Below are 23,129 nucleotides of genomic sequence, written 5' to 3' on the forward strand. Positions count from 1 at the left end.
CGCTGATCCTTACCGGCGAGCTTAGATGTAATAGGCCCTCACCGCTAGAGACCATTACACCAATCGGGCGTCCCCGTGGACGCGCCGACGAGGACGACCCCCTCCGTGGGAGGGGGTCCGCGGCCGGTCAGTCCATCGCCGACTCGCCGCCCGGATAGGCGAAGGAGGACCGGGGCGAGTAGAACCCCCACACGATCTGCAGGGGGTCCGCCGGGCGGAGCGCGTGGACGGGGTGGCCCGGCTCCAGGAACTCCAGCGAGACGACCTCGAACGGATCGACCGGCTCCGCCACGAACGGATAGTTCCCGCTGATCCGCCGCCCGTCCACCTCGGTGACGTACCGCAGCTGCCCCCGGTTGACGGCCGTGCCGGTCCGCCCGACCCGCGCGGTCGTACGGATCACCGGCACGCCGTCTGCCTCCGTCGTCGCGACCAGCGTGTCCCCGTCGATCTCGATCGTCGTACGGCCGGGGGTGGCCGGCGCCCCGCGGGCGACCGCGTACTCGCGCACCACCTCGCTGGAGTTGAAGTAGTGCGTCCACCAGCGGCCGGGGGTCACGCCGTCGGGCGCGTAGGCGTCCTCCAGGTCGGGCCCGATGTAGGTCAGCGAGTAGGCGCCGAACCCGGAGGTCTGCTCCGGCCGGTCGACGACGTACTGGTTCATGAAGACCTGCCGGTTGGCCATCGGCTTCAACCCGTCGGGCACGAGGGCCGCGACGGCGTCGGGGTCGGCCGGCACCCACCCGAAATAGATCATCCGGCTGTTGACGACGAGCTGGGGTGCGACGAGGTCGGACACGATCTCTCCCTCGCTATCGACGACTCATAGCCGGAACCTACGTGACGCCCTCACCGAGGACAACGACGCGGGCGAACCGGCGGCCTCGAACGCGCGCCGGGCCATGTCCTCCACCGCCCCCGGCCCGGCTTCTCCCGGCCGGTCAGGACCGCGGGGCCGGGCCCGCCGCGGCCAGGAGGCGAGAGCCGGTCACCGCCAGGCCGACCCCCTGCAGGACGGCGCCCGCGACCTCGAACCACTCGCTGCCGACCACAAGCCCGGTCACATGGAGCGGAGGCCAGGCGAGGACCGCGGCGGCCGCCCAGAGCGGGACCCTGCGGCTGCGGAGGAGGGCCAGGCCGAGCAGCAGCGTCCCGACCAGGTTGCCCAGCACGAAGAGAAGGAACACCCACAGGGCCGACGCGTCGCTCTGGGAGCTGTCCAGGACGGCCGCGTAATCCGCGATGGGGCCGCCGCGCTCGGCCATGGCGAGGTCGGTGATCCCGCTGAGGGCGACCCCGAAGTAGCAGATGTACCCACCGGCCATCAGTACCGCACCGGCGAAACCGAGCTTCGGGCTCCGATCAGCCACGAGTCGCTTGGCGCCGAGAACCGCCGGCACCATGAGCAGGCTCCCCAGCATCGCGGCGACGGTGCCGAGGCGATACAGGCCGGGGTGGGCCGCGGCCAGGGCGAGCGTCTCCGCGCCGTTGCCGTCGCCTCCTCCGGCGCGGGTGGCCCACGCGTAGGCGCCGTTGGCGACGACGAATCCCCATGGCGCACTGAACAGCGCCATGGCGAGCGGGAGGCTGCGGGTGGGCGACGGACCGGCCGGCGCGGACACGCCGGAGGACGGGACGGATGTTTCCACGATTCTCCTCGGGGGGTGCGGCCCGCACGCCTTCGGCGGAGCGCGGGGTGGGTTCGGGCGACGCTCACGTCAGGGGTGACGAGCCGCGCCGGTGAGGGTCGCGGGTTCAGCCGCGGGGTCGCAGCGCCGGCGCGACCAGCGCGATGCAACCGAGGGTGAGTACGACGCCGGCCGCGGCCATCGCCATCGCCTCTGCGGGAACTCCGCCGGCGAAGAACGCGGGGACGGCGGTCAGCCCCGACAGCAGCCTGGAGACGATCACGGCGACCGCGCCGCCCCGGCTGCCGCGCCAGGCGAGCACGACGCCGACCAGGGTGATCAGCCCGAGGACGGCCCCCGCGACGGCCACCGCGAACGGCGGGTGTTCCCCGTCGCCGAACGGCAGCGTGACCACATCGATGAGGCCGAGCAGGCCGCTCAGGATCAGCCCGGCGGTGAGAAGACGGGAGCGTTTCATGTGGTCCTCCTTCGTGTGCCTGCTCGCAGTCTCGGCCGCCCGCCCGGGTCCGCGGATCCGGGCGGGCACGGGACCGATCTCCGTACTGGCACGTATTCATCGGGCGGCCCCGGAGTCCTACCGTGTAGGCGTGGCCACCCCCCGTCTTCTCGCGTTCGCCCTGGCGCCCCTGATCGGCGTGCTCACGGGCGCCGGGGTGGTGCTGGCGGTGATCGGCGGCGACGGCGGTGCCACGACGGAGTTCGCGGCCGGCGCGACGCTGGCGCTGCCCTCCGTGGTGCTCGGGATGCTGGTCGCCGTACGGCGTCCCGACAGCGTCGTCGGCCCGCTGCTCATGCTGGTCGGCGCGACGGCGGTGTGGGTCACCGTCGGCGACCTGTACGCCTCGGCCGTCACCCGCCGGCCGGACCTGCCGTTCTCCGAGTTGTACGCGGCCCTGTCGCAGGGCGACTGGATGTTCCTGTACGTGCCGGCGGCACTCCTCATGCTGGTGTTTCCGGACGGACGGCTGCCGGGGCGGCGATGGCGCTGGGCGATCGCCGGGCTGCTGGGCGTTCCGGCGCTCTTCATGCTGATCACGGCGTTCGATCCCGGCCCCTACCGGCCGCCGTTCGAGTCCACGCCGCACCTCTTCCGGCTCCCGGAGCCCTACCTGCCGGTGCTGCGGGTGGTGGGCCTGGCGCTGCTGCCGGTCTTCCTCGGCCTGCTGGTCGCGTCCGCCGCCGCGGTGGTGCTCCGCTACCGGAGGACGACCGGGAAGGCGAAGCGGGCACAGCTCAAGTGGTTCGCGCTCGGCGCCGCCTGCCTGCCGCTGACGCTGCTGCTCTGCTGGGCGAGCTACCTGTTCCTCGACGGGCCGGATCTCGTGCTCGCCGGCCTGGCGGCGACGGCCCTGGCGATTCCGGTGGCGACCACGATCGCCGTGCTGCGGCACGACCTCTACGACATCGACCGCGCGATCAGCACCGCCGTCACCTACGGCCTGGTGACGGCGATCCTGCTCGGCTTCTACACGGCCGCCTCGTTCCTGGTGGGCCTCGGCGCCGGCCGGAGCTCGCCCGTCGCCGCGGCCGCGGGCACGGCCATCTGCGCCGCCGCGCTGTCCCCGCTGCGCGTCCGGCTCCAACGCTGGGTCGACCGCCGGTTCTACCCGGACCGGCAGGCCGTGCTGACCGCCATCGAAGAGCTGCGCGACCGTACGCACGCGGGTCAGGCGCAGCCAGAGGAGCTGGAGACCACATTGCGCACCGCGCTGCGCGACCCGGCGCTGCGGGTCGGCTACCGGCTGCCCGGCGCGTCCCGGCTCGTCGACGCGACCGGCGCTCCGGTCGACCCCGGCGACGCCCTCGTCGCACAGGTACGGCTCGGCGGCCACGACATCGGTGCCATCGTGCGCGGTAACGCCGGCAGCCGGGAACTGCTGCGCGAGGCGGCCTCGGCCGGCGCGCTGCTCATCGAGGTGGTCCGGCTGCGCATCGAGGTGAGCCGGGCGCTCGGCGAGGCCGAGGCCAGCCGTACCCGGCTGCTGCACGCCGGATACGAGGAGCGGCGGCGGCTCGAACGCGACCTGCACGACGGGGCGCAGCAGCGCCTGGTCTCCCTCGGCATGGCGATCCGGCTGGCACAGCGCCATCTCCACGACGGCACGGTCCACGTCGACGGCCTGCTCGACCGGTGGGTGGCGGAGCTGGCCGTCGCGGTCACCGAGCTACGGCAGATCGCCCACGGCCTGCGGCCCAGCAGCCTCGACGACGGGCTCGGCAACGCACTGGTCATGCTGGCCGGCAAGGTACCGGTCCCCGTGACACTCGACGTCGCCGCCGACGACCTCCCCGAGGACGTGGCGATGACCGCCTACTACGTCGCGAGCGAGGCGATGACCAACGCGGTCAAGCACGCCGGACCCGCCACGATCGGAGTCCGCGTCACCCGGGCCGGCGATCGGGTCACCGTACGGGTCAGCGACGACGGGCCCGGGGGCGCCGAGATACGTCCGGGGGCCGGCCTGGCGGGCCTCGCCGACCGGGTGCGGGCGGCCGGTGGCGCGTTACGGCTGTCCAGCCCGGCGGGCGGCGGCACCCTGATCGAGGCGGAGCTGCCGTGCGCGTTGTGATCGGCGAGGACTCCGTGCTGTTCCGGGAGGGGCTGGCCCGCCTGCTCGCCGACGCCGGGCACGAGGTCGTGGCCAAAGCCCAGGACGCCCCGGGGCTGATCGCCGCCGTCGCGGCCGCGAACCCCGATCTGGTGATCATCGACATCCGGATGCCGCCCGATCTCACCGACGACGGCGCCCGAGCGGCCCGGCGGATCCGCGACACCCACCCGGAGCTCGGCATCGTCCTGCTCTCCCAGCACGTCGAGACCCGGCACTCCGTCGACCTGGTGTCCCGCGGGAGGTTCGGCTACCTGCTCAAGGACCGGGTCTTCGATGTCGACGACTTCTTCGACGCGCTCCAGCGGGTGGCCGCCGGCGGCTCCGCCCTCGACCCCGAAGTCGTCGCGCGCCTCATCGGCGCCCGCCGGGCCGCCGACCCTCTGGCGTCACTGAGCGCCCGGGAGCGCGAAGTGCTGGCCCTGATGGCGGAGGGCCGCACGAACGTCGGCATCGCCCGGCGCCTCTGGCTGACCGGCCGGACGGTGGAGACCCATGTCAGCTCGATCCTCGCCAAGCTCGGCCTGACCGGCTCGGAGGAGGACCACCGCCGCGTGCTGGCCGTCCTCCTCTACCTCAACCGCCCCTGAACCCGGCCGCGACCGGCCGTCTCCCGCGCCCGGCGTACCCGGGTCATCGGCCGCCCTCCGGGTTCCGCAGGACCTCGATCACGCTCGCGTAGCTGTCGGAGCCGTGACCCGCCGCTCCGGCCCGCTCCATGGTGTGCTTCAGCAGTTCGGGCAGCGCGTTGTCGACGCCCCGCGCCGCCGCGGCGTGGATGAGGTGGTCGATGGCGGCGATCTGCACATCGACGGTGGCGTCGTCACCCGGGTAGACGCCGACGTCCACCTGGGGCGCGTACGCGGTCATGAAACCGGCCACGGCGGTCAGCCAGCGGACCGCGAAGGGAGTGAAGGCCGTGGCCTCCTCCCTCTCCGCGCCGACCAGCGCGGCGCCGTGCAGCCAACCGGTCAGGGTGGACCACATCAGGCCGAGCAGCGCGGCATCGTAGAGAGACGCCAGGCCCGGGTCGACGCCCAGGTGCACGGGGTCGCCCAGTGCGGCCAGGGTGGGGCGGTGGGCTTCGAAGGCCTCGGGTGAGCCGCTGTAGAGGAACATCATCTCCGGGCTGCCGACGCCCGGAGGAGTCGTCATGATGGCGCCGTCGAGGTAGCCGGCGCCGAGCGAGCGAGCCCAGCCCGAGGACGGTCACGGCCGGGTGGTCAAAAGTCATCCATGGCTCCTTGTACGTCTGCCTCGCGGCAGTCGATCACGCGGAGACCACGTTCTCAGCGGGCCGCGGTCCGGAACAGTGACGGGAATGACGGATGTCACCAAATTTCCGCCATAGGCTCCGGGCCATGAGCGCAGGTTCCGTCGCCGTGCCCATGCCGCCGGAGCCCGGATCGTCTCCCTGTGCACCGGCGCCTTCGCCCTCGCCGAAGCGGGGCTGCTCGACGGACGCCGCGCCACCGCCCACTGGATGCACACCGCCCAGCTGGCCGGGCGCTATCCGAAGGTGCAGGTCGACGACTCGGTGCCGTATGTGGACGACGGCGACGTGCTCACCGGCGCCGGGCTGACCGCGGGACTCGATCTCTGCCTTCACCTGGTACGCCGCGACCTCGGCGCGCACATCGCCAACCAGTTGGCCCGCCGGATGGTGGTCCCCGCCCATCGGCCCGGCGGTCAGGCGCAGTTCATCGACCTGTCCGTGCCGGCGACCGATGACGAGGGTCTGGGTCCTGTCCTGGAATGGGCCCGCGCGAACCTGGATCAGCCGCTCACGGCTCAGGAAGTCGCCGATGAGCCGCCGCCGTGCATCCGCTCGATCAGGGCGCCGATGGGCTCGCCGACCCGCTGCTCGAAGGCACGGACCAAGCGATCGACGGCTCCGCGCAGTTCCTCGTCATCGGTGCGTTCACGCACCATGTCGGCCAGTTCGACCATCCAGCGATGGAGTTCCTCGGTGTAGTGCGAGCGCTTGAGTGTCTCGGCCCGCGGGTCGGCCAGGGCGAGGAACGCGAACTGGCTCGTCATCCCGACGACGTCGCGTGCACGGTCGCGCACGGCCTCGTCTTCCTCAAGCATGCGGAGCAGGTCGGGCGAGTAGTTCACGATCTCGAGGTCGCGCAGGACGTCGGACTCCGGGAGCTGATCGCGGAGCTTCTGAATGGGGCCGACGACCGCGGCGGTCAGGGGCGAGGACGCCGACGCTCCGGAGTCGGCGCCCGGAGGGCCCGCCGCGGCGGTCGCGCCGCAACCCCCTCGGAGCGGTCGACCACGCGGCCGCCGCTGCTCCTGCACTCCGCGTCGGCGTTCGGGTAAGTACCCATGATGTATTCCGAGTCGGGCTTACCGTCGATGCCGGGAATGACGCAGTATTTGACCACGTCCCCACCTCGCGCTCGATCGGGCCGGTCGCGTGATGCGATCGGCATGCAGGCCGCGATTCCGGCCCGGGTGCACTTCCGCCGCCCACTCGCGGGCGCAACATATCAGCCCTTTTCTCGATTCCGCAGCATTAAGTTTGTTTTATTCAGAATTTCACGTCAAGGCCCTGGCGCGGCATAACGCCCCTTGCCGACTCTCCGAACTCGACCGAGGTCGGACCGCTCACCAGGTGGCCCGCCGCCGAGATCACCCCTTGAGAGATCCCGCGACTCCTCTTGATCAATTCCGCCGTTTCGCGAGGACGGCAGCGGAAAAGCCACGATCATGGCCGACAATACGGCCCGGCCGCCGGGCCTGGATCTTGCGGTGGAGATTTTCGCCGAAAAACGACTCCGTCCCTCGGTCGGCGCCGCCCCCACCGTGAGGACGGTCTCCGCGCCGGGAAGGCTCCGGCCCCTGCCGGCCGGCGCCACCCCCGGACCCGCTTTCGATCCCCGGTCACGGAATCGGTCACGCTCGCACGGCGCTCGCGGGCGCCGGCGGGTCACCGCGCTCTCCCCCCACGGGAAGGGGCGAGATTACCGGCAGCGGTCAACCATGTCAGGAGCAATGTACCTATTGACGCCTATTTTACCGTCCTGGTACTAATCGCGAATCTTGTCCTCTCCCCTTGCGGCCCAAAGGGCGAGGACGCCACGCGGACCTCCACATCCGCCAGTACCAGGGAGTTCCTCTATGAGGAGTTCATTCGACCACCCCCGTCGGCTCAGGCGACTTGCCCTCGTCGGCGGCTTGGCGGCGACGCTGGCCCTCGGGACCGTGTCCGCCGCCGCCGGCGGTGTCCAGACCCAGGGATCGTCAGACGCGGGCCTGACGGCCACCGCGACCGGCGCGCCGAAGGACTACGACCAAGAGATCGTCGACCGGTTCGACTCGGCCAACTCCGTCGACCATATTCGGCGGCTCGCCGTGAACATCGGCCCGCGGCTGAACGGCACCCCGCAGGAGCGGGAGGGCGCGGAGTACATCGGCGGCGTCCTGAAGTCCTACGGCTTCGATGTGACCCTCCAGTCATGGGGTCCGGTCTCGACCAAGAGCGTCGCGAAGGTCACGTCCCCGAACGCCGACCTGCCGGGAGGACCGAACTGGCAGATGGCCGCGTCGACCAGCGCGAAGTTCACCGGCGATGACGCCGCCGTGGAGGGACGGGTCGTCTACGCCAAGACCGGCCAGTCCGCCGCGGACTTCCCCGCCGACACCGCGGGCAAGATCGTGATGATGGACTACAGCACCACCGCGTCGGTCCGCAACACCGCGGTGGTCAACGCGGTGAGCCAGGGCGCGGTCGCGGTCATCCTGGCCCACCCGGCCGGCAACAACGCGCCGCCGTCGTTCACGCTCACCACGGCCCAGCCGAACATCCCGGTGATGGGCGGCGGCAGCGCGCACCACACCTGGATCAAGGACCTTCTGGACAAGGGCCCGCTGACGCTGCGGATCACGACCAACCAGTACGTGAACCCGATGGGCACCAACGTCATCGGCATCCGGCACGCGGTCGGCGACCCGGACGGCACCAAGGCTCCGATCGTCATGGTCGGCGCGCACATCGACTCGGTGCTGGGCGCGCCCGGCGCCCACGACGACGCCTCGGGCAACGGCGTCTCGCTGGAGATCGCCCGGGTCCTCAGCCAGTACCCGCTGGACAAGGAGCTGCGGATCGGCGGCTTCGGCGGTGAGGAGGGCGGCCTTCTCGGCGCGAAGGCGTACGTCAACACGCTGACCGCGGCGGAGAGGGCACGGTTCGTCGGCGAGTGGCAGATGGACATGGTCGGCACGCCGTACGAGCCGGCCCGGCTGTGGGCGCTGACCCCGAACGGCCAGTCGAACCACGTGGTCCAGGAGGCGTACAACGCGGGCGCGCGCGTCGGTTTCGACGGACTGCGGAACTGCAGGCTCGGGCAGAGCGACCACCAGGCGTTCTTCGACGTGGGCATCCCGTCCTCGCTGTTCATCTGGCTCGACTACCGGCCGCCGACCCCGCCGGCCGTCTGCGGTCCGACCGGTGGGACGTACGTCACCGAGCCGCAGTACCACAGGCCGACGGACACGATGGACAACATCAGCCCCGAGCGGCTGCAGATCACCCTTGACGTCGTGGGCGGCGCGGTGGCGCACAACGCGTTGAACGCGGTGACGGTGTCCGCGGTCTCCGACGGCGGCCGGCCGCTGGCCGGGGCGCCGGTGCGGGCCGACTGCGGCAACGGCCCGCGTGACCTGGGCGCCACCGGCGCCGACGGCCGGCTGCAGACGGTGCTCCCGCACGCCACCTGTGACTTCACCACGACCGTCGACGGCCGGGTGGCGAACGAGCGCGGTGTGTCGATCGCCGGTGACCAGGCGGTGAAGATGACCGTCGACCTCACGAAGCCGACGATCTCCCTCGCCATGCCCGCCGACGGCGCGGTCTTCACGCTCGGGACGGCCGCGACCGCGTCCTACCGGTGCGATGACGACCTCGCCGGGGTCGCCACCTGTGCCGGCACGGTGCCCGACGGCAGCGCGCTCGACACCTCCGCCGTGGGCTTCCACGAGTTCACCGTGAACGCCACCGACAAGGCCGGCAACGCAGCCGACAAGAAGGTGACCTACCAGGTCGTCTACCCCTGGAAGGCCCACTTCCCGGAGACGATGGACGGCAAGGCCGGCAGCGCCGTACCGATCAGGTTCGGCCTCGGCGGTGACCGCGGCCTGGACGTCATCGCCGCCGGCTACCCGGTCTCCCAGCCGGTGGCCTGCGACTCCGGGAAGGCGACCGGTACGGCCGAGCCGACCGGCGGCCCCGGGAACTCGAAGCTCGGCTACGGAGACGGTCGGTACAACTACGTGTGGAAGACCGACAAGCGGTGGTCCGGCACCTGCCGTACGTTCGAGCTGAAGCTCGATGACGGCAGCAGCCACTTCACCACCATCAACCTGAAGTAACCGCGACACGACCCCGGCCGGGGAGCGGAGCCGGCATCGCGCCGCGCTCTCCGGCCGCGGACGCGGGGCCTCCGGGCGGCACGCCGCCGCCCGGAGGTCTCACGATCCGGCCACTCCCCGCTGGAGGCCGTCAGGCCGGCACGGCGTCGCAGACCCGGTGGCCGCGGCGCCGCACCACGATCAGCCGGTGTAGGCCGGCCTGACGACGACGGGTTCCTTCGGGCCCGCCTTGGCCGTGGGCCGCTCCTCGGCCGGCGCCGGAGCGGGCGTGGGCCGTTCCTCGGCCGGCGCCGGAGCGGGCGTGGGCCGTTCCTCGGCCGGCGCCGGAGCGGGCGTGGCGGCCGGCTTCGCAGGCTCGGCCGCGGCCGCGCCCGAGAGACCCGCGAGGCCCGCGGTCAGGGCCAGCGCCGCGCCGATGCCGATGAGCGTGGCTTTGATCTTCATAGGATTCCCCTGTTCATTCAAGTCGGGCCTCAGCCCAGTACGACGACCGGAGTACCGATCGCCAGGTTCTTCGCCATCCAGGTGATGTCGTCGTTGCTGATCCGGACGCAGCCATGGCTGGCCCGCGTGCCGATGGCAGAGGGCTTGTTCGTCCCGTGGATCGCCAGCTGGCCTGGGCCGCCGGCGAAGCTCTTCAGCACCGGTGAGAAGCCGCTCAGCCCGAAGGCGTAGGCGCCGTAGGCCCCGCCCTGGTCGACGGGTCGCACCAGCTCGGTGAAGAAGTAGCGACCCGGAGGCGTCGGCGTGCCCGCTTCGCCCGTCGCGACCTTGCCCGTCCTGACGGCCCTGTCGCCGTCATAGACCGTGAACCTGAACGCCCCGCGATCGATCTCCACCCGGTAGGCGGTCTCCGCGAGCGTCACGTCGGTGGCCTTGACCCAGCCCTTGCTGCCGTTCGGCCGGATCGGCAGCAGCACCTGGAGCCACTCGCCCTCGTCACGTTCCACCAGGAAGACACGCACCGCGCCGTAGTCGTTGGGACTCGTGATCGTCCTCTGTGCCACCCCCTCCTTGCTTCCGTAGACCGTGATCCGAGATCCCTTGACGCTCGCGATCTTCGAACTGCCACTGCCCACCGGCTCGGACCGTGCGGCACTGCCCACCGGCTCGGATCGTGCGGCGCTGCCCGCGCTGCCCCCACAGCCGGTCAGCAGGAAGGCGAGTGTCGCCGCAGCAGCCGTACGAAGCAGGTTGGTTCTCACCTGCCGCAGCCTGGCGACAGAATGTGTGGAACCTGTTTGCTTGTCATGCAGATCCCATGTGCACCCCTGACATGGGCATAACCTCAGCCCATGTGCGCGTACGTGCTGGTCGCCGAGGACGATCCCAAGCAGGCCGAACTGCTCAGGCGATATCTGGAGCAGGAGGGCCACGAGGTCCTCGTCGTGCACGACGGGCGTTCCGCGATCGACGAGGCGCGGCGGGCGGATCCCGGCCTCGTGGTACTCGACGTGATGATGCCGAAGGTCGACGGGTTGGACGTCTGCCGGGTGCTGCGCGCCGAGTCCGACCTGCCGATCCTGATGCTGACCGCCAGGTCCACCGAGGACGATCTGCTGCTGGGGCTCGACCTCGGCGCTGACGACTATGTCGCCAAGCCGTACAGCCCGCGTGAGCTGATGGCCCGCGTGCGGACCCTGCTGCGCCGCACCGGGAGGTCCCACGGCGCCGATCGGCAGGTGTTCCAGGTGGGTGATCTCCTCGTGGACCCGGTCAGGCACACCGTCACCGCGGCGGACACGCTGGTGGACTGCACACTCGCGGAGTTCCGGATCATCGAGACGCTGGCCGCCGAGCCGGAACGGGTGTTCACCAGGAAGCAGTTGCTGGAGCGCATCCATGGTTTCGACAGGTTCATCACCGAACGCACGGTCGACGTGCACGTGATGAACCTGCGTAAGAAGATCGAGTCTGATCCGCGCCGCCCGGTCCGGCTGCTGACCGTGTACGGCGTCGGCTACAAACTGACCCGCGCATGAGGTCGTTGTTCGCCAGACTGCTCACGAGTTCGGCTGTCGTGGCGGTCTGCTCGATCACGGCGACCGCGTGGCTGGCCGCCAGCAGCACCTCCGGCGCCATCCAGCAAGAGCAGGGCCAGACGCTGGCCAGCGACGCCCGGATCAACAACAGCCTGCTCGGCTACGCCTCCCGCCATCCGGACTGGTCGGGCGTGGCCGGAACCCTGCGCGACCTCGCCGCCCAGAACGGCCGCCGCATCGCGCTGGTCACCGAGAGCGGCGCCCTCATCGCCGACTCGGCGACCGCCGGGACCCCACTGCCCGCCAAGGTGTCGGCCGTCGTCGACCCGCTGGCCGTGGACGTGACCCTGGTGCCGGGGGCGGCCAGGGACCGCATCGATCCACGCGCGGTAGGCCCTTTCCTGCTGTCCGCCCGTGATCGCGCCCGGCTGAGGAAGGCCGCCGACACCTACGCCGCCTGTGCGGGCCGCACCGGGCAGGCCGTACAGGTGACCGTCTCGAACACCGGCAGGCCCCTCGTCACGACGCTCAGCCAGGGGGGCGGTCAGGAGCCGAGCCCGATGCCGAGCCCGGTACCGAGCCCGGTGCCGGCTGAGGCCCCCGCCGTGGTGGACGTCTGCGACGCCACCGTCTTCAGCACGCCGACGCGCACCGAGAAGGCCGCGTTGAAACAGCTCAACCTCCTGGTCGGCAAGTGTCTCAAGGGCAAGGGCAAGGACGCGGGAAGGGGCTCGGTCGGCCTTGACCTCACCTGGGTCTCCAGGGAGAAACAGCCGATGCCGCCGGTCGCCGAACCCGATCAGGTGATCTCCTCCTGCATCGTCACCGCCCGCAGAGAACAACTCGACCCCTACGTCGCCCCCGCGGCGTATCTGTACATCGGCTCCCCCGCCGAGGGCACCGGCCAGCGCATCCCGCTGCCCTCGATCGCCGGTGCCGCCCTCCTCGTGCTCGTGCTGACCGTGGGCGTGAGCGTCATGGCGGCCAGACGCCTGGTCAAGCCCGTCAACGCGCTCACCCACGCCGCGCAGCGGATGCGTGACGGGGACAGCTCCGCCCGCGTCACGGTCAGGACCACCGGCGAGATCAGCGAGCTCGCCACGGCGTTCAACGAGATGTCGGAACACCTCCAGCGCATGGAGGAGCAGCGAAAGGCCATGGTCAGCGACATCTCCCACGAGCTGCGCACGCCGCTGAGCAACCTCAGAGGCTGGCTGGAGGCCACCCAGGACGGCGTCGCCGAGTTGGACCCCGCACTGATCGCCTCGCTGGTCGAGGAGATCCTGCTGTTGCAGCACATCGTCGACGATCTTCAGGAGCTCGCCCTCGCCGACGCGGGCAAGCTCCGCCTGCACGTCGAACCCCTTCACCTCGGCGACCTTCTCGACCAGGTGACCACCGCTCACCGTGGCCGGGCCGAAGCCGCGGGGCTCACGCTGACCCCCGTGGTCACCGATGACCCTCCGCTGACCGCGGATCCGGTACGGCTCCGCCAGGCCATCGGCAACCTGGTGACCAACTCCCTGCGCTACACGCCACGCGGCGGGCACATCACGCTGGGCGCCCGCCAGGATGGCGACCAGGTCGTCATCGAGGTGACCGACACGGGGGTCGGGATCCGCGCCGAGCACCTCCCCCACGTCTTCGACCGGTTCTGGCGGGCGGAGAAGTCCCGCAACCGCCAGACCGGCGGCAGCGGGCTCGGACTCGCCATCGTGCGCAACCTGGCCGAGGCGCACGGCGGCACGGCCACGGTCGCCAGCGTGCCAGGTGTCCGCACGACGTTCACTCTGCGTCTCCCGTCGCAGCAGGACCCATGAAGGCCCGCCGTGTCACCCGGAATCGACGTCCGTCCTCGACGGATCCGCCCCCCTGACGACGCCCTTCTGGCCTGGAAACGCGTTTGCCGTTCCCGAACCGGAGCGCGCTCGACCACTCGCCCGTGTCAGAGGCGCGCCCGTCTCACCAACCGGGAACGCATCGGCCCTGAGCCCGTGTGGGACACCGATCGCCGGTGCGGTTCTCGATCTCGTACGCGGCCATGAGCCGGCGTACCGCGGCGCGCGAGAAGGGCTCGCGCCGAGCGCGGCCGGCTTCCGCTTCGGGACCGGCCACGGGCAGGAACCGCTGGGGTGTGGATCAGCGTGAGGGGCGGCAGAGCGCGGCGTCGAGGGTGGCGAAGAGATGCTCGTCGCCCTTCGGCGTGCCGGTGACGTAGACGGTCGCGGCCTTGCCCGCGCGGTTGCGCCCGCTCAGCACACGGGTGCCCGGCAGGCCGCCGTCGTGCATCCAGGCGGGGCCGCAGCTCAGCTGATAGGTGTACAGGCCAAGGCCGTAGCGGCTGCCCTTGGGGTCGGAGGCGGGCACCGGGTCGGCGAGCATCGTACGCAGGGTCACCTCGGGGATGGACTGCCAGAAGCGGTTGAGGTCTTCCGGGGTGGAGATGAGGCCGCCGCCGGCGCCGAAGGCGTAGCCGGGCAGTCGGGTGGTGTCCGTCTCCCCGGACCGCGGGGAGGCGGGGTTGATGCCGTAGGTGTGTGCGTGCCGGTCGCGGATGCCGAGTTCGCCGTTCTTCGGCCAGTAGGTGCCGGGCAGGCCCTTCAGCACGCCGTCCTCGGTCACCTCGCGGAAGTCCTTGCCCGTCACCTTCTGGATCAGCATGCCGGCCACCAGATAGTTGGTGTTGGAGTAGAACCACCGCTCGCCCGGTTCGCCGACCATGGGGCGGGTCAAGGCGAGCGCGAGGTGATCGGCGGGAATGGCGGGCTTGGTCCAGTCGACCAGGTCGAAGTACTCCGGCAAGCCGCTGGTGTGCTTCAGCAGCTGACGGACGGTGACACGCGCACCGTGCAACGAGCCGGGCAGGTAGTGCTCGACCTGCTCATCCAGGTCCAGCTTGCCACCGTCGACCAGCCGCATCACCGCCGTCGCGATCACCGGTTTGGTGACGCTCGCCGCGCGGAACCGGCCGTCCCCGCCGACCATCGGCCTGCCGGTGCCACGCTGCGCGGTGCCGGAAGTCCACGTCGTCGTGCGGCCATCGCGGTCACGCACGGAAAGCACCGCACCGGCCATGCCGTCCTGCTTTGTCAGCCGGTCCACCTGCTGCTGGACGGCCTTGCCACCGGAGACGGCGACGCCGGTGGCCAAGGCCGGCGAGGCAGCGCCCAGGAGGACGGCGAAGGCCGTGCCGGCGGCCGCGACGGCAAGAAGCTTACGCATTGAGAGGATCTCCTTGTACGTGAGGTGATGCCTCTATCCTTCGGTTTTCGCATTCGAAGATCAGTCATGCCGTCAGGGTTGTTCACGGTGGGGCCTGCACTACCAAGCCGGGTCCGTCCGGTGAGCGGCTCTGCCGCGGATTCGCCGGTGGCGAAACGTCCCGAGAGGCGCCACGCCGGCAACCGCCTCCGGCTGGTCGTTCGGGAAATCCCCGCCTTCCGCCTTCCGCGGAGTTTCGGAGCGATGCTCAACGGATGGCGACAGCCTCGGTGGGCGGGGGCTTGCGTGGGCGGACTTCCCGTCCAGCGTATGGGGCACCGAACCGGCAATGACCGTGGCCGCGTGGCCCTGTCGTTCAACGGTCCGGGTCGTGAATGACGGCCCACTTGTCACCGCGCTTGAAGTAGAGCATCTCCGTATCCGTGTAGAGGGTGGGGGATGCCTTGCGGTCGTTGCGAATCCACAGCCTGCCGGCCCGTGATGTGGCGAGATCGAAGATCACTGAGGCCTTCCGTCCCTGCTCGTCGACCTGATCCATGGTGACGAAGCGGTCGGCCACGAGTGACCGGGGGCTGTCGCCCGGCAGGTCCAGAACCCGGCTGCCGTCGCGGCGGGTCGCCCGGTTGCCGGTGAGGCACCAGGTCACATCGCACCGCGCCCGCGCCGGATCTTTCAGCCGCTCCCCGGTGCTCAGGTTGAGCAGATTCGTCATGGCCCCCGGGCCATCGGCGGGACGCCCAGCCCAGGGCCAGGAGAAGAGGCGCAGCCCCTTCGTACCCGGGACGGACGACGGTTCGCCGCCCGCCACCGGAACCTGGTTGACGCCCCCCGACTTGATCGACGACCAGAAGATCCTGCCGCCTCCGACGGCCAGGTCCACACCGTGAATGGTGTCCCCGTTCACCTTGTCCACATCCAGTTCGGCCGGGAACGAGACCACGGTGCGGGGAGTGCCCCCGGTCATCGGAATCGTCATGATGTGGATGTCTCGGTTCACGTACTTGAACCAGGCGATCACGCCGTCGCCCACCGCCGGCGAGTCCACCGGCGCGATGGGGCGGTCGATGACGGCCAGGCGCCGAAAGGTCTGCGACTCCAGGTGATAAGCCCACAACTCAGGCGCGCGATCGTAGCCCTTCTTCGACACGTACCCGAGCATGGTGCGTGAATCGATGAACCGCTTCGGTGTGAACGCCTTACCGTTCGGGACCTTCCGGGGGACCTCCGCGATCACCGAAGGCAGCACCTGTTCCAGCGGCGGCGCGATCTCCTCCACGATCCGTGGTTCATGAACGTACGGCGTAGGCTTGGCCGCGGTGGCGGGTCGCTGCTCGGAAGCCCACCATGTCACGCCTGACGCCGCCCAGATCGCCAGGCAGGTGGCCATCGCGGTCGCCAGCACCAGGCCACGGCGGCCGCGCCGGGTCCGCCCCACGGTCACCTGGCGCAGCAGATCCGGCGGAGTGGCCGGGATCCGCGTCTCCGCGCGGGCGAACGTACGGCGCAGCGCCTCTTCGACGTCGTTCATCGCAGGTTCCTTAGCGGGTTGACGGTGTCACGCAGTTTGCCGAGGGCACGGGATGCCTGGCTCCGTACGGTTCCGGGAGAAATGCCGAGGATCTCGGCGATCTCGGCATCCGATCGGTCCTCGTAGTAGCGCAGGACCAGTACGGCACGCTGCCTCTTGGGCAGTTTGGCCAACTCGTCCCAGAGGTCCGGCGGTGGCTCCGCCACCGGTTGCGGCCGTTCGGGCACATCCCATGCCAGATGTTCGCGCCTGCGCCGCCTCCAGACGGAGATGTGCAGCCGGGTGATCGTGGTTCGCACGTAGCTCTCCGGGTTGTGCTTGCGCCGCACACGCGGCCATGAGCTGCGCAGCCGTACCATCGCCTCCTGAACGAGGTCGGCGGCGTCGTGCGGGTTGCCGGTGAGCATGTAGGCGTAGCGGAACAACGCATCGATCCGATCGGCGGCGAAGTCCGCGAAATCCGGCGCGTCATCCACGGGCGGGAATCCTCTCGTTCATCCCGGCTGAGACGCACCAGAACCCCGAAATGTTGCATCATCTGGAATCCGATGAATCGGACGGTCACCCGGCTTGACGTCGGTCCCGCCGAGGCCGCAGTAGCCGTTCGGCACCTTGAGAAGATGTCGCCGGTGGTAGCGGCTCCTCTCAGGCGATGACTCTTCTGGCTGCCTGGCGGAGGGCTGGACCGCGCTGATACGAAGGTTCACCTCCACCGGCGCTGTGTGCGGAGGCGGTGCCGCTACGACGCCTGGCCGAAGGCGATGTTCCTGACGCCCAGGAACGGCATCATGCGTTCGGCCTCCTCCGTCACCGCGCTCATCTCGGCCGGCCGCAACGGCCGGAACGGGACCAGGCGCAGCGTGTCGTCCTTGAGCGACCAGCTGCCGTGGACGAATCCGTCGACGAGGAAGGTCGGCAGCACCATCGCCGCGCCCGGCAGCGCCAGCAGCCGGGCCAGCTCCCGCCGGGCCAGCTCCCGCCGGGGCAGCGTCCGGCCCGCCAGGATCCGCGCTCCGTCCGCGATGAGCCCATCGGTGTCGAGCCCCTCGCTCACCCGTCTGAAGTACGGCGTGCTCGCCGTACGGTCGAGAACCGGTTGCAGCACCGGCCGGAGCCGACGGAAGTCGTCGGCCACGGCCAGGTGCTGGGTGCTGCGCAGCAGCGCCGAGCGGACCACCGTACGCTCCTCCAGCAGATCGCTCAGCCGGGTCTGGGTGAAGCCGTCGATCCGGCTCCACAGTCCGACGTAGGGCCAGTTCGGCTCCTGGGCCTGCATCGCGACCAGATGACCGATCACCTCCAGTGCGGTACGGCCGGTGCGCCGCACCAGGAACTGCCGGTGCAGCAGGGCCCGGTTGAGCGCGCGCCGGGAGAGCCCGCTCACGCCAACCGCACCGCGACGTTGCCCCGGTAGGAGCCCTTGAGCATGGACAGGAACGCGCCGGGCACCTCCTTGATGCCGCCCTCCACGATGGTCTGCGGGAAGACGAAACGGCCTTCTCCCAGCCATCGGGGGAAGTACTCACGCCAGGCCGCGACCTGTTCCGGCGTGTGGTGGCAGGAGAACGGCAACAGCTCGATGCCTCTAGCCTGGGCCGCCGCACGGTCCGGCTCGGGAAAGCGGTCGGCGCCGCCGCCGAGCTGGTGGGAAAGGGAGCCGCACAGCGCGAAGCGGGCGCCGGGCCGCGCCGTCCGGACCGCCGCCTGGTACTGCTCGCCGCCCACGACGTCGAAGAAGACCGTGATGCCCTCGGGCGCGAGCTCCCGCAGCCGGTCGGCCACCGGTCCGTCGTGGTAGTCGAAGGCGGCGTCATAGCCCAGCTCGTCGACCAGGTAGGCGGCCTTCGCCCGGCTGCCCGCGCTGCCGATCACCCTGGCCGCGCCCCGGCATTTGGCGATCTGCCCGGCCAGCGAACCGACCCCGCCGGCCGCGCCCGAGACGAACACCACGTCCCCCTCCCCCACGGCGGCGACATCGGCCATCCCGTAGTAGGCGGTCACGCCCTGGCCGAGGTGATAGGAGGGCTCGGGGAAAAGGTCACGGTCGAGCTTGACGTACTGCGCGGCCGGGCCCGCCGAGTACTCGCTCCAGCCGGTCATCGACTGCACCAGATCACCCACGGCGAGATCCGGGCTGTCGGAGCGGACCACAGTGCCCACGACGGCGGCGCCCACCCGGTCGCCGGGCTGCCAGGCGGGCACCGGGATCCGGCAGTCGGCCCGCATCAGCTCCAGATAGGTCGCGGCCAACCCGACATAGTCGGTCCTGACGATCACCTCGCCGTCCACCTCGGTCTCGGCGAGGGCGAAGTGATCGAGGCCGGGCTCCTCGGTGACGTGCGCGGCCAGCCGGATCTCACGAGTGATCATTCCTGTTCCTTCCTTGCGGGCTTCGATCTCAACGCTAGGGAGGCTTCCGGCCACTTTTTGACCGGAAGTTCGGGGAGACTGGAACCATGGCGAACACGAGCTCACGCACCCTCCGGCTGCTGGCCCTCCTGCAGACCCACCGCCAATGGGCGGGCACGGAACTGGCCGACCGGCTCGGCGTCTCCGAACGGACGCTTCGTCGTGACGTCGACCGGCTGCGGGAGCTGGGGTATCCGGTGCACGCCGCGCGCGGGACCGACGGCGGGTATCAGCTCGCGCCCGGCGCCGTGCTGCCGCCGCTGCTGCTCGACGAGGAGGAGGCGGTCGCGCTCGCCGTCGGCATGGGTGAGGCCGCGCGGAGCTCGATCACGGGCATGGAGGCGTCCGCGATCCGGGCCCTCACCAAGGTCGTCCAGGTCATGCCGCCCCGGCTGCGCCGCCGCGTGGACGTCCTGCGCGGGGCGACGGTCTCCGCGACCTCGGCGGAGCCGGTCGTCACGGTGGACGTGCTGACCACCGTCGCCCAGGCGTGCCGGGACGAGGAGCGGCTGCGCTTCTCCTACGCCGCACGGGGCCGCGAGCCCTCATCGCGCGAGGTCGAGCCGTACCGGCTGGTGACCCTCGGCCGCCGCTGGTATCTGGTCGCCTACGACCTGACCCGGCAGGACTGGCGCAGCTTCCGGCTCGACCGCCTGGCACAGGCGCAGGCGACGGGAGCACGTTTCCGCCCGCGCGACCTGCCCACGCAGGACGCGGCGGCGTTCGTCAGAGCGGCCGGCGGCGTGCCCGAGCCGTACACGGTCGAGGCACTCGTGCACGCACCCGCCGCATGGGTACGCACGACGGTCGGTCAGTGGGGGACGGTCGAAGAAGCCGGCGAACGCAGTTGCCTGCTCAGGATGACCTCGACCTCACTGGACTGGCCGGCCCAGGCGCTGGGCAACGTGGGCGCGGAGTTCGAGGTGCTGGGCCCGCCGGAATTCATCACGTACATCCGCGAATGGGGCGAGCGCTTCGTCCGGGCCGCATCACCCGGACCCGCCTGAGACTCCAGCCTCCGGGAACAGGCCCGACGCCGCCCGAACGTCCCGCATTCCGGCTGCCGCCCCTGTTCGGGAAATACCAACTCTCCGTCTGCAACGGAGGTCCGATTCTTCCTGAACGCCAAGGGAACTGGAGAGTCGATGGAGGCGAGGCCGCAGCCTCGGAACGAGGCTGAAGTTCCGGCGGTCGGGATGACCGTGCCAAGCGACCGGTCACCGACCGGGTGGAAGATCCGATCGCTGGGTCGCAGAGTCCGCACCGGGCATCAAGCCTGATTCGACGAAACGCTCTCTAGACGGCTGTAGCCGTGACCGGCCATGCCCCGCGGCCCAACAGATCGAGGACGAGTGCGGCGATGTTCCACGCGTCGTCCTCGCCGCGGTGATGGCGGCCCTCCAGCGGCAGTCCGGCGATCTGTAGAGCGTGGTTCATGCCGGGTTTCTTGCGCAGCCCGTAGGCCGCGGCGAACACGGCCTTGGCGTTGGTGTGGGTGCGCTCCGTTGGATAGCCGAACGGGTAGGCCACCCCGTCGGCCTGACTCTGCCGAGCGAATTGCCGACGGTCGTACTCGCCCCAGCTCGCCCAGGGGCGCTCCCCGGCCTCGTACTCCTCGACGAGGATCCGGCATGCCTCGGCGAAGGTGACGCCTCGTTCCACCTCGGCCTGCGTCAGTCCGGTCAGTTCAGTGCAGAAGTCGCTCACCGCCGACCGTACAGGGCGGACCAAGACACGGTGCCGGGACACGCGGCGCCGTGCCGACACGTCCACGACGGTGAGACCGATCTCGATGATCTCGTTCACAGAGCCGGGCGGCGGCTGTCCGTCCCAGCAGGTGGCTTCCACATCGATAACGTTCAGCAGGGCGGATTCGTGGTGCATGGGGCCGAGGGTAGGGACGCGCGCCCGGTTCAGGCACCTCGATTTCTGCATGTCCACACCGTCACCGCCGACATGACCTCTTCGAGCCGGATCTCACGCCTTGACCCCGTGAAGAAGATCGTCGCCGGAAACAGCCCTGATCCGAGATCGACACCGGACGAACCAGGCGACCTCAGGTCGGCAATCGGCTGTCTCCGCAGGTCCACGCCTCGCCGGAGGCCGGTCCAACCGGACAGGCCACGCCGGTCCCACCGATGCCGCAATACCCGTTCGGCACCTTGTACCGGTACTGCCGGTGATAGCACTTGACTTCACAGTCGCGAGGTCACCGCGCAGGCGATGTTGCCGGTCGTGGCTGGAGCGTGAACGGGGATCAACCCGCAACACCTCGAAGCATCAGCGCGTATTGGCCAAGGCATGACGGCACAGTTCCTCCCAGCCCCTGACTGCGTCGCTGGTGCCGAACCGGTCATCCCGCTCGTCATCCGACGGTGGCACCGTAACTCGATCTCCGCGCTTCGGGCTCATGGCGAAACCTGCACCGGCCCAGAGTCTCCACTCGTGGGCCGGCGAGCTTCGCCGTACTGCGCAGGGTCAGCCTTGATTCTGGCAGTGGCCCGCCAGCCTGCGACGACCTCCTGAACGGTGGCATCGACATCCAGCTCGGCTGCGTCGGAGAGTGCTTCGACCAGCTCGAGCGTGAAGGCACGAAGTTCGTCCGAGGACAGGTGGCGAACCCAGGGGAAGACCTCCGGCATGGCTATGACCAGCGCATGCGCGGTGGGGTCGTACTTGATCAAAGCAAGGAACAGCCGGGACGCAGTGGCCAGCGTCTGTTCGCGTTCCTCTTCACGGTCCACCGTGGTCAAGTAGAAATCTGGAGCATCCCGATGCGTGACACGCACCCGCCCCAGGCGCGCCGCGCGCTCGGCGACCGCCCGGGGATTTCTCGACAGGTCGGAGAACGTCACCGCGTCGGCATGGCCAGTGCTCACTCCACGAGTGTATGTCAGAACACGTTCTGATGCGGACCGATCCAGGAGTGCCGCAACGGTCACACGGGAGCGCTTGGTCCGGGCCTCTCCTGCTCTTCCCGGGGCGGTGCACGACCTGACCGCGGCCCGCATCGTGGGCCTGATCGACGCACTGACGGTCAACGGCGTGCCGACCTTCGCCGACAAGGGCTACCAAGGCGCAGGGGGCACGGTCCGCACCCCGTTCAAGCGCCACCGGCACCGGCCGCGGCTGTCACGCGGGCAGAAGGACGTCAACCGTGCCCACGCCCGCATCCGAGCCCTCGGCGAACGCGCCATCGCGACCCTGAAGACGTGGAAGGCCCCGGCCAAGCTCCGCTGCCGTCCTCGCCGGGCCACCGCGACCGTGCAGGCCATCCTCGTCCTGCACGCCGTCGAAGCCGACCCCTACTCAGGATTGAAGGGCTCAATGGACCAGCTGAGATTGCGATACCCGAGTTGACCTGCCAGTCGTCATTGAGCGCCTTGCGGGACTCCGTCCGGCCGACCCGCGTGCCGCCCATCATGGCGTCTGCTGGTCGCGGCGGGTCTGCTTCTTCTCGCGGATGACCGCGTGGGCGTCGGCGACGGGGCCTAGGTGAGCGAGCTTGTCGGGATTGACGATCGAGCGGATGGTCTGGATGCGTCCGTCCAGGATGTCGAGCGTCCAGACGTTGAAGATGTGACCGTCTCGGTCGCGGATGATCGCACCCGGCTGGCCGTTCACCTCGTGCGCCTCCAGCACCGCGCCGATCTGGGCGAACGGCGGGACGGCGACGGACAGCACCCGGGCGACCTTCGCGACGCCGAAGAGGGGGATCGTACTCCCGATCTTGCCCGCGCCGTCGTTGACCAGCTGGACGTCGGCGGCCAGCAGTTCCTGCAGCCCTGTAACGTCCCCCTCCCTCATCGCATGGAAGAACCTCCCGGCGAGCTGCTCGCGGGCCCGGCGATCCGCCTCGAAGCGGGGCCGGCCCGCGTCCATGTGACGGCGCGCCTGCACCGCGAGCTGGCGGCAGGCCGCCTCCGACCGCTCCACCGCGGCGGCGATCTCCCGGTAGCTGAAGGCGAACACCTCGCGGAGCACGAAGACCGCACGCTCGAGCGGGCTGAGCCGCTCCAGCAGGATCAGCGCCGCCATCGACAACGAGTCGGACAGCTCCGCCGACCGCTCCGGGTCCTGGTAGGGGTCGGTCAGCAGCGGTTCGGGGAACCATGGCCCGACGTAAGCCTCGCGCCGGACGCGGGCCGAGCGCAGCACGTCGATCGAGATCCGCGTCACCGTGGCCGACAGGAAGGCCTTGGGTGACTCGGGCTGGGTCGGGGAACCTTCGTAGCGCAGCCAGGCCTCCTGGACGGCGTCCTCGGCCTCGCTCACACTGCCCAGGATGCGGTAGGCGATCGCGAAAAGCAGCGGCCTCAGTTCCTGGAAGTCCTCGACGCGAGTCATGCCG

22 protein-coding genes and 1 pseudogene are annotated in these 23,129 nt (G+C 70.3%); 8 read left to right on the plus strand and 15 right to left on the minus strand.

The features are described from left to right. Nucleotides 1-127: 127 nt before the first annotated feature. The 3 genes from HDA43_RS13405 to HDA43_RS13415 form a co-directional block, all read right to left on the minus strand. Entirely contained in the window at nucleotides 128-799 is a 672-nt protein-coding gene (locus HDA43_RS13405) for an acetoacetate decarboxylase family protein (RefSeq protein WP_218911715.1), read from the minus strand. A 142-nt stretch (nucleotides 800-941) separates the two neighbouring features. Continuing rightward, nucleotides 942-1,649, minus strand: a complete 708-nt coding sequence (locus HDA43_RS13410) for a DUF4386 family protein (RefSeq protein WP_179820400.1) — start codon at nucleotides 1,647-1,649, stop codon at nucleotides 942-944. Between the two features lie 106 nt (nucleotides 1,650-1,755). Beyond that, nucleotides 1,756-2,106 carry a hypothetical protein gene (locus HDA43_RS13415; protein WP_179820402.1) on the minus strand — a complete coding sequence of 117 codons (351 nt, stop codon included), beginning with the start codon at nucleotides 2,104-2,106 and terminating at the stop codon, nucleotides 1,756-1,758. A gap of 130 nt (nucleotides 2,107-2,236) precedes the next feature. Between HDA43_RS13415 and HDA43_RS13420 the strand changes: the two genes are divergently transcribed. Together HDA43_RS13420 and HDA43_RS13425 are read left to right on the plus strand one after the other, a co-directional pair. Then, nucleotides 2,237-4,219 carry a sensor histidine kinase gene (locus tag HDA43_RS13420; RefSeq protein WP_179820404.1) on the plus strand — a complete coding sequence of 661 codons (1,983 nt, stop codon included), beginning with the start codon at nucleotides 2,237-2,239 and terminating at the stop codon, nucleotides 4,217-4,219. After that, a complete protein-coding gene (locus tag HDA43_RS13425; RefSeq protein ID WP_179820406.1) occupies nucleotides 4,207-4,848 on the plus strand; it encodes a response regulator in 642 nt (213 codons plus the stop codon). Before HDA43_RS13420 ends, HDA43_RS13425 begins: the two co-directional genes overlap by 13 nt. Before the next feature lie 43 nt (nucleotides 4,849-4,891). Here HDA43_RS13425 and HDA43_RS34345 read toward each other — a convergent pair whose 3' ends face one another. Continuing rightward, nucleotides 4,892-5,413 carry an imine reductase family protein gene (locus HDA43_RS34345; RefSeq protein ID WP_246423975.1) on the minus strand — a complete coding sequence of 174 codons (522 nt, stop codon included), beginning with the start codon at nucleotides 5,411-5,413 and terminating at the stop codon, nucleotides 4,892-4,894. A gap of 259 nt (nucleotides 5,414-5,672) precedes the next feature. Between HDA43_RS34345 and HDA43_RS36680 the strand changes: the two are divergent. Continuing rightward, nucleotides 5,673-5,816 (plus strand): annotated as a pseudogene (locus tag HDA43_RS36680) (AraC family transcriptional regulator); the annotation flags it as partial. Between the two features lie 233 nt (nucleotides 5,817-6,049). Here the strand turns inward: HDA43_RS36680 and HDA43_RS34995 are convergent. Beyond that, on the minus strand, nucleotides 6,050-6,376 hold the full coding sequence (locus HDA43_RS34995) for a hypothetical protein (RefSeq protein ID WP_246423976.1): 327 nt from the start codon (nucleotides 6,374-6,376) through the stop codon (nucleotides 6,050-6,052). Nucleotides 6,377-7,387: 1,011 nt separating this feature from the next. Between HDA43_RS34995 and HDA43_RS13440 the strand changes: the two genes are divergently transcribed. Then, entirely contained in the window at nucleotides 7,388-9,637 is a 2,250-nt protein-coding gene (locus HDA43_RS13440) for a PxKF domain-containing protein (protein ID WP_179820408.1), read from the plus strand. 180 nt (nucleotides 9,638-9,817) lie between these two features. Here the strand turns inward: HDA43_RS13440 and HDA43_RS13445 are convergent, their stop codons facing one another. Further along, nucleotides 9,818-10,081, minus strand: a complete 264-nt coding sequence (locus tag HDA43_RS13445) for a hypothetical protein (protein ID WP_179820411.1) — start codon at nucleotides 10,079-10,081, stop codon at nucleotides 9,818-9,820. 29 nt (nucleotides 10,082-10,110) lie between these two features. After that, nucleotides 10,111-10,842: a L,D-transpeptidase gene (locus tag HDA43_RS13450; RefSeq protein ID WP_312873230.1), complete on the minus strand. Its 732-nt coding sequence runs from the start codon at nucleotides 10,840-10,842 to the stop codon at nucleotides 10,111-10,113. 90 nt (nucleotides 10,843-10,932) lie between these two features. On the opposite strand from HDA43_RS13450, the gene HDA43_RS13455 reads away from it, so the two are divergent. Next, entirely contained in the window at nucleotides 10,933-11,619 is a 687-nt protein-coding gene (locus HDA43_RS13455) for a response regulator (protein ID WP_179820414.1), read from the plus strand. Beyond that, nucleotides 11,616-13,439: a sensor histidine kinase gene (locus HDA43_RS13460; protein ID WP_179820416.1), complete on the plus strand. Its 1,824-nt coding sequence runs from the start codon at nucleotides 11,616-11,618 to the stop codon at nucleotides 13,437-13,439. The genes HDA43_RS13455 and HDA43_RS13460 overlap by 4 nt, the downstream gene beginning before the upstream one ends. A gap of 319 nt (nucleotides 13,440-13,758) precedes the next feature. Here the strand turns inward: HDA43_RS13460 and HDA43_RS13465 are convergent, their stop codons facing one another. The 5 genes from HDA43_RS13465 to HDA43_RS13485 all read right to left on the minus strand — a co-directional run bounded on the left by HDA43_RS13465 (nucleotide 13,759) and on the right by HDA43_RS13485 (nucleotide 18,739). After that, on the minus strand, nucleotides 13,759-14,841 hold the full coding sequence (locus HDA43_RS13465) for a serine hydrolase domain-containing protein (protein ID WP_179820419.1): 1,083 nt from the start codon (nucleotides 14,839-14,841) through the stop codon (nucleotides 13,759-13,761). Nucleotides 14,842-15,196: 355 nt separating this feature from the next. Continuing rightward, the gene (locus tag HDA43_RS13470; protein WP_179820420.1) at nucleotides 15,197-16,369 is read right to left on the minus strand and encodes a hypothetical protein; all 1,173 of its coding nucleotides are present in this window, start codon (nucleotides 16,367-16,369) and stop codon (nucleotides 15,197-15,199) included. Continuing rightward, nucleotides 16,366-16,845 (minus strand): SigE family RNA polymerase sigma factor, encoded by a 480-nt coding sequence (locus HDA43_RS13475; protein ID WP_179820422.1) that lies wholly within the window; start codon nucleotides 16,843-16,845, stop codon nucleotides 16,366-16,368. Before HDA43_RS13475 ends, HDA43_RS13470 begins: the two co-directional genes overlap by 4 nt. A 263-nt stretch (nucleotides 16,846-17,108) precedes the next feature. Then, nucleotides 17,109-17,753: a DNA glycosylase AlkZ-like family protein gene (locus HDA43_RS13480; protein ID WP_179820424.1), complete on the minus strand. Its 645-nt coding sequence runs from the start codon at nucleotides 17,751-17,753 to the stop codon at nucleotides 17,109-17,111. Further along, on the minus strand, nucleotides 17,750-18,739 hold the full coding sequence (locus HDA43_RS13485) for an MDR family NADP-dependent oxidoreductase (protein WP_179820426.1): 990 nt from the start codon (nucleotides 18,737-18,739) through the stop codon (nucleotides 17,750-17,752). The genes HDA43_RS13480 and HDA43_RS13485 overlap by 4 nt, the downstream gene beginning before the upstream one ends. Before the next feature lie 86 nt (nucleotides 18,740-18,825). On the opposite strand from HDA43_RS13485, the gene HDA43_RS13490 reads away from it, so the two are divergent. Continuing rightward, nucleotides 18,826-19,785, plus strand: a complete 960-nt coding sequence (locus HDA43_RS13490) for a helix-turn-helix transcriptional regulator (protein WP_179820428.1) — start codon at nucleotides 18,826-18,828, stop codon at nucleotides 19,783-19,785. A 289-nt stretch (nucleotides 19,786-20,074) separates the two neighbouring features. Here the strand turns inward: HDA43_RS13490 and HDA43_RS13495 are convergent, their stop codons facing one another. Together HDA43_RS13495 and HDA43_RS13500 are read right to left on the minus strand one after the other, a co-directional pair. Further along, nucleotides 20,075-20,662 carry a 3'-5' exonuclease gene (locus tag HDA43_RS13495; RefSeq protein ID WP_179820431.1) on the minus strand — a complete coding sequence of 196 codons (588 nt, stop codon included), beginning with the start codon at nucleotides 20,660-20,662 and terminating at the stop codon, nucleotides 20,075-20,077. A gap of 524 nt (nucleotides 20,663-21,186) precedes the next feature. Continuing rightward, nucleotides 21,187-21,657 carry a hypothetical protein gene (locus HDA43_RS13500; RefSeq protein ID WP_179820433.1) on the minus strand — a complete coding sequence of 157 codons (471 nt, stop codon included), beginning with the start codon at nucleotides 21,655-21,657 and terminating at the stop codon, nucleotides 21,187-21,189. 7 nt (nucleotides 21,658-21,664) lie between these two features. On the opposite strand from HDA43_RS13500, the gene HDA43_RS13505 reads away from it, so the two are divergent. Continuing rightward, nucleotides 21,665-22,138 carry a transposase family protein gene (locus HDA43_RS13505; RefSeq protein WP_376770475.1) on the plus strand — a complete coding sequence of 158 codons (474 nt, stop codon included), beginning with the start codon at nucleotides 21,665-21,667 and terminating at the stop codon, nucleotides 22,136-22,138. Between the two features lie 60 nt (nucleotides 22,139-22,198). On the opposite strand, the gene HDA43_RS13510 is transcribed toward HDA43_RS13505, so the two are convergent. Next, complete coding sequence (locus tag HDA43_RS13510; RefSeq protein ID WP_179820436.1) at nucleotides 22,199-23,125, minus strand: RNA polymerase sigma-70 factor; 927 nt, start codon at nucleotides 23,123-23,125, stop codon at nucleotides 22,199-22,201. Nucleotides 23,126-23,129: the final 4 nt, after the last annotated feature.

The sequence above is a fragment of the Streptosporangium sandarakinum genome (assembly GCF_013409935.1).
Lineage (GTDB): Bacteria > Actinomycetota > Actinomycetes > Streptosporangiales > Streptosporangiaceae > Streptosporangium > Streptosporangium nondiastaticum.

Bases quoted from the DNA above. Each gene is read 5' to 3' on its own strand.
- HDA43_RS13415 (WP_179820402.1), bottom strand. From the start codon at position 2,106: ATGAAACGCTCCCGTCTTCTCACCGCCGGGCTGATCCTGAGCGGCCTG.
- HDA43_RS34345 (WP_246423975.1), bottom strand. From the start codon at position 5,413: ATGACGACTCCTCCGGGCGTCGGCAGCCCGGAGATGATGTTCCTCTAC.
- HDA43_RS13440 (WP_179820408.1), top strand. From the start codon at position 7,388: ATGAGGAGTTCATTCGACCACCCCCGTCGGCTCAGGCGACTTGCCCTC.
- HDA43_RS13445 (WP_179820411.1), bottom strand. From the start codon at position 10,081: ATGAAGATCAAAGCCACGCTCATCGGCATCGGCGCGGCGCTGGCCCTG.
- HDA43_RS13455 (WP_179820414.1), top strand. From the start codon at position 10,933: ATGTGCGCGTACGTGCTGGTCGCCGAGGACGATCCCAAGCAGGCCGAA.
- HDA43_RS13460 (WP_179820416.1), top strand. From the start codon at position 11,616: ATGAGGTCGTTGTTCGCCAGACTGCTCACGAGTTCGGCTGTCGTGGCG.
- HDA43_RS13465 (WP_179820419.1), bottom strand. From the start codon at position 14,841: ATGCGTAAGCTTCTTGCCGTCGCGGCCGCCGGCACGGCCTTCGCCGTC.
- HDA43_RS13470 (WP_179820420.1), bottom strand. From the start codon at position 16,369: ATGAACGACGTCGAAGAGGCGCTGCGCCGTACGTTCGCCCGCGCGGAG.
- HDA43_RS13485 (WP_179820426.1), bottom strand. From the start codon at position 18,739: ATGATCACTCGTGAGATCCGGCTGGCCGCGCACGTCACCGAGGAGCCC.
- HDA43_RS13490 (WP_179820428.1), top strand. From the start codon at position 18,826: ATGGCGAACACGAGCTCACGCACCCTCCGGCTGCTGGCCCTCCTGCAG.
- HDA43_RS13495 (WP_179820431.1), bottom strand. From the start codon at position 20,662: ATGCACCACGAATCCGCCCTGCTGAACGTTATCGATGTGGAAGCCACC.
- HDA43_RS13510 (WP_179820436.1), bottom strand. From the start codon at position 23,125: ATGACTCGCGTCGAGGACTTCCAGGAACTGAGGCCGCTGCTTTTCGCG.